Below are 3,742 nucleotides of genomic sequence, written 5' to 3' on the forward strand. Positions count from 1 at the left end.
GCCCAGCTGGCCGGCCGCTGAGGCCGCCACGCCACCCTCGTTTGGCACCGCGAACAGCGATTCCGCGCGGGCGAGCACGGCCCCGACCTGTGCTGCCACGTCGCTGACAGTCATGGCCTCATTATCCGTGGCCGGAAGTGCCTTTCAGAGCACCAATACGACGGCGCGCTGAACACAGCCGCCGCCCTGATAGCGATCGTCTCCGACAGACGATCCACTCCTGTAAGTACCGTGTGAAGCACTATGTGATGTAGCCTGGTATCGGAGGTGGGTTCCATGTTGACGTCGGCCCGGCCGGATCTCGATGCCTACAACGCCGCGCTCACCATGAGCACCGCGGAACTGGTCAGCAATTTGCGTGACCTGCTGGGCGCCAAACTGGTCGCCTACCTGGGCAAGGTCAAGGAGACCCGCGCGGTGCGGCAATGGGCGCAGGGCACCCGCCAGATCGCCAACCCCGCCGACGTCGATCGGCTCCGCGTCGCCTACCGTGCGGCCAGCATGATCGCCCAACGCGACGGCAAGCAGGTCGCCCAGGCCTGGTTTCAGGGGCTGAACCCGCTGCTCGACGACCGCGCCCCCGCGCGGGTGTTGCGTGATGGCGACCTGGAAACCGTTGGGCCCCAAATACTCACCGCGGCCCGCCAGTTCGCCGCCGTGGGGTGATGGCGCAGGCGATCGGTCTCGACACGGCCCACGGTGCTGTGCGCGCGGTGCGCCTACAGGCTGTGCGTGCCTACCACGTGGGCTACCGGCCAGACCCGTGGGCCTGGACGCCGTGGGAGTACGCCGGCGCCGACGGCCGGTTTCACGGCCGCTGGGACGATCCGCACGGCACATGGCGCAGCCTGTACCTCGGTGTCTCACCGCTGGCGTGCTATCTCGAGGTGCTCGCTCGTTTCCGGCCCGAGCCGCAGATGGCCGCCGAGCTGGCCGAAATCGTCGACAACGATGACAACGACCACCTCTACCCCACCGCGCCGGCCGGCCATCTGCCCCGCAGCTGGTGCGGGCCGCGGCTGCTCGGCTCCGGACGAGTGAGCGGGGTTTTCGCGGTACCCGGCCACCGGGCGTCGCTTGCCGCGCTGCGCGGACGGTTCCTGCCGCCGGCGCGGGCATTGGGTCTTGCCGACCTTGACGGCGCCGCCATCCGCGACAGCCGGCCCCGCGCCCTCACCCAGGCCATCGCCGCCTGGCTCTATGCCCTGCGCACACCGGACGGCGCGCCGCTCAACGGGATCCAGTTCGAGTCCCGTCACGGCGATGGCCTCACCCTGTGGTCGGTTTACGAGCGTGATCCCGCCGCGGCCAGCCCGCCCGAAATCGAGCAGGAGGCCGCTGAGCCGATCGCGCCCGACGATCCCCAACTGCTGGAGGCGATGCGGTTGCACCGCCTCAGCTGGCTGCCCTGACCTCCCCAGAGTGCAATGGCGGGCACAAACACGAAAGCCTCCCAGGATGCGTCAACACACCCGGCGCGGCGCACCGGTGGCTCACGTCGACTTACTCCTCGGCGCACCGGCGTCCGCTGACCGGGCAGATACCCGGATCGTAGGGTCGCTGCAGCCGCGCCGAAATGAACTGGGCGGTCCGCGCGTGACCGGCGTTCAGCCAGCGACCGACAACCATGACACTGACCGCTGCGGCGCCGGCGCGCCGCAGCGCCAACGCCGCCGACTGCGCGTTCGACCCCGTGGTCCACACATCATCGACGATCAGCACATGGCGGCCATTCAGCCGAACAGCGGGCTGCAGCGCGAACTTGGCGTTGACGGCCCGGTCGCACATCGCCTCCGGTGCCGGCACCAGCGCCACCGCCTCGCTGAGCACGCTCAGCTGGTCAGCGAGCTCGGCCAAGGGGTGGCGACCGGGCCGGCAGGTCAGCGACGGAATGACCAACCGCAGCGACACCGGCAGCCCGACAGCACGCGCGATGCAGCGCTCATGCAGGGTAATGCCCAGCGACAGCACCGATTTGACGATGACACTGTGCTGCTCGCGCACCACCCGGTCCGGGTGGTTCTTGTAGCGGTGCAACAGGTTCGCTGACGCTGTGCCGGCGATAACATAGGTCAGCGGCGCCACGACGTCGGCCAGCCCGGCGATGCGCCCGTCCCGGCGACAGCGCCAGCACAGCTCGAACCCCTTCACCGGGGCGGCACACACCCGGCAGGTCACTCCCTGCTCGCGGACGACGTTGCGCAGATACCCGCCGGCGGATGTCAGCGCGGTGTGGACATCGTCGATGACCTCGGTCAATCCCCCACCCCCACAACGTCATCGACGATGTCGAGCACCGCGGCGGCGCTGTGCGCGACATACACACCGCGCCGGCCCCGCAGCGCGGCGCCCCACCGCGTCGAGGCCGCCACGTCGGTCAGGATCAGCGGCCGGCGATGTTCGACAGAGCGGCGCGCCAGGATGCGCGACCCGCTGTGCTCGCCGGCTTCCACGATCACCGACGCCGTGGCAAGACCGGAGATGGTCGCGTTGCGCATCCGCAACGCGTGTTTGTCCGGCGGCGCGTCCGGCAGGAACTGAGACACCAACGCCCCGACCGCCGCGACCCGGTCGTGCAGAGCCCGGTTTTCCTGTGGATACACCATGTGGATACCGGTGCCCAGCACACCGATCGGGCGACCGCCGGCCGCGAGCGTCGCCTCATGCGCGGCGGTGTCGATACCGGCGGCCAGACCCGAAACGACGGAAAAGCCCCGCTCGACCAGTCCCCGGGCGATATCTGCGGCCATCCGCTGACCACCCACCGAGGCCCTACGCGACCCGACCACCGACACGCCCAACTCATCGGCGCAAAGTCCTCCCTGCACGAAAAGCAGCGGCGGGCATTGCTGAATCCGCTTCAGCCGCAACGGATACCGCTGGTCTACAATCGTCACAAGGTCGAAGTCGGCGCGCTGCCATTCGGTCAGCTGGTCGCGCGCCCGCATCAGCGCATCATCGGACCCACCAGGACGTCGTCGAGAGTAAGCGGATGCCGCTCGTTCCACACGGCGAGCGCCGACCCGCGTCGCACAACCTCGGACGCGATGGCGGACCACCCTGTGGATAACCGCCGCGGATCGACGGCAGCTGGCTTGCCCAGCAGGGCCACCAGCGTTACCCGTTCCTCCTCGCCCGGATGCGTGTCCTCCATGCGCGGCACGATAGAACCGCCGACCGACACTCCGCGGCCGGCTCACGTATCGACAGGTCAGCGCACAATCCAGCTGCCGCGGGTTACTACACATCATGATCGGTGTCAGCGCTCACACGGATCTGCTTCTCCGTTGTCGCGGCGTACAGCGCACGGCAGCACCAAAGGCATCCGCACCGCAACCCAGCGCTCAATGCCATACTGGACACTGCACCAATCGTCTACCGAATACGCGACCCTGCGTCGAAGCCTTCTCCTGCGAGTCAGTGGCAAACTGAAGCCGTTCATGGCTGAGCAGTACCAGGCAGCGTTAGCCACCTGACTGCGCCACCACGGCACCCCACAAGTCACACGGCCGTGGCAGATCGGTTGTCAGCTGCACCGTGCGCGCCACCGCCAGCCGCCGTTGCACGGCGAACCGACCACCCGGTATCAGCCATTAATTCAGGCAAGCTGGCAACCGGTCGAGGCGCAGCCGGCGAAACAAAAGGTGACATCGTGAAGCTCCGGGACCCGAGTTCTATGCGAACGGTGAGGTGCTGGGGAAGATCCGTGCTCGGCCGTGAACTCGAGGCTTCGCTTAGCTAG

At 68.2% G+C, this 3,742-nt stretch carries 5 protein-coding genes; 2 read left to right on the forward strand and 3 right to left on the reverse strand.

What is annotated here, in order from left to right; translation table 11 throughout:
* Nucleotides 1-276: 276 nt before the first annotated feature.
* Complete coding sequence (locus ACFE99_RS23885; RefSeq protein ID WP_375489193.1) at nucleotides 277-666, forward strand: hypothetical protein; 390 nt, start codon at nucleotides 277-279, stop codon at nucleotides 664-666.
* Nucleotides 666-1,412: an RES domain-containing protein gene (locus tag ACFE99_RS23890; protein WP_375489195.1), complete on the forward strand. Its 747-nt coding sequence runs from the start codon at nucleotides 666-668 to the stop codon at nucleotides 1,410-1,412. The genes ACFE99_RS23885 and ACFE99_RS23890 overlap by 1 nt, the downstream gene beginning before the upstream one ends.
* 91 nt (nucleotides 1,413-1,503) lie before the next feature.
* On the opposite strand, the gene ACFE99_RS23895 is transcribed toward ACFE99_RS23890, so the two are convergent.
* The 3 genes from ACFE99_RS23895 to ACFE99_RS23905 are packed head-to-tail and all read right to left on the reverse strand — an operon-like array spanning nucleotide 1,504 to nucleotide 3,154.
* Complete coding sequence (locus ACFE99_RS23895) at nucleotides 1,504-2,259, reverse strand: amidophosphoribosyltransferase (protein WP_375489197.1); 756 nt, start codon at nucleotides 2,257-2,259, stop codon at nucleotides 1,504-1,506.
* Nucleotides 2,256-2,948, reverse strand: coding sequence for a DNA-processing protein DprA (locus ACFE99_RS23900; RefSeq protein WP_375489199.1), 693 nt, complete (start codon nucleotides 2,946-2,948; stop codon nucleotides 2,256-2,258). The genes ACFE99_RS23895 and ACFE99_RS23900 overlap by 4 nt, the downstream gene beginning before the upstream one ends.
* Nucleotides 2,948-3,154, reverse strand: a complete 207-nt coding sequence (locus ACFE99_RS23905) for a hypothetical protein (RefSeq protein ID WP_375489201.1) — start codon at nucleotides 3,152-3,154, stop codon at nucleotides 2,948-2,950. The genes ACFE99_RS23900 and ACFE99_RS23905 overlap by 1 nt, the downstream gene beginning before the upstream one ends.
* Nucleotides 3,155-3,742 lie beyond the last annotated feature (588 nt).

This window comes from uncultured Mycobacterium sp. (genome assembly GCF_964249325.1).
GTDB lineage: Bacteria > Actinomycetota > Actinomycetes > Mycobacteriales > Mycobacteriaceae > Mycobacterium.

Coding starts and splice junctions, on each gene's coding strand:
- ACFE99_RS23890 (WP_375489195.1), top strand. CDS start 666: ATGGCGCAGGCGATCGGTCTCGACACGGCCCACGGTGCTGTGCGCGCG.
- ACFE99_RS23900 (WP_375489199.1), bottom strand. CDS start 2,948: ATGCGGGCGCGCGACCAGCTGACCGAATGGCAGCGCGCCGACTTCGAC.
- ACFE99_RS23905 (WP_375489201.1), bottom strand. CDS start 3,154: ATGGAGGACACGCATCCGGGCGAGGAGGAACGGGTAACGCTGGTGGCC.
- ACFE99_RS23885 (WP_375489193.1), top strand. CDS start 277: ATGTTGACGTCGGCCCGGCCGGATCTCGATGCCTACAACGCCGCGCTC.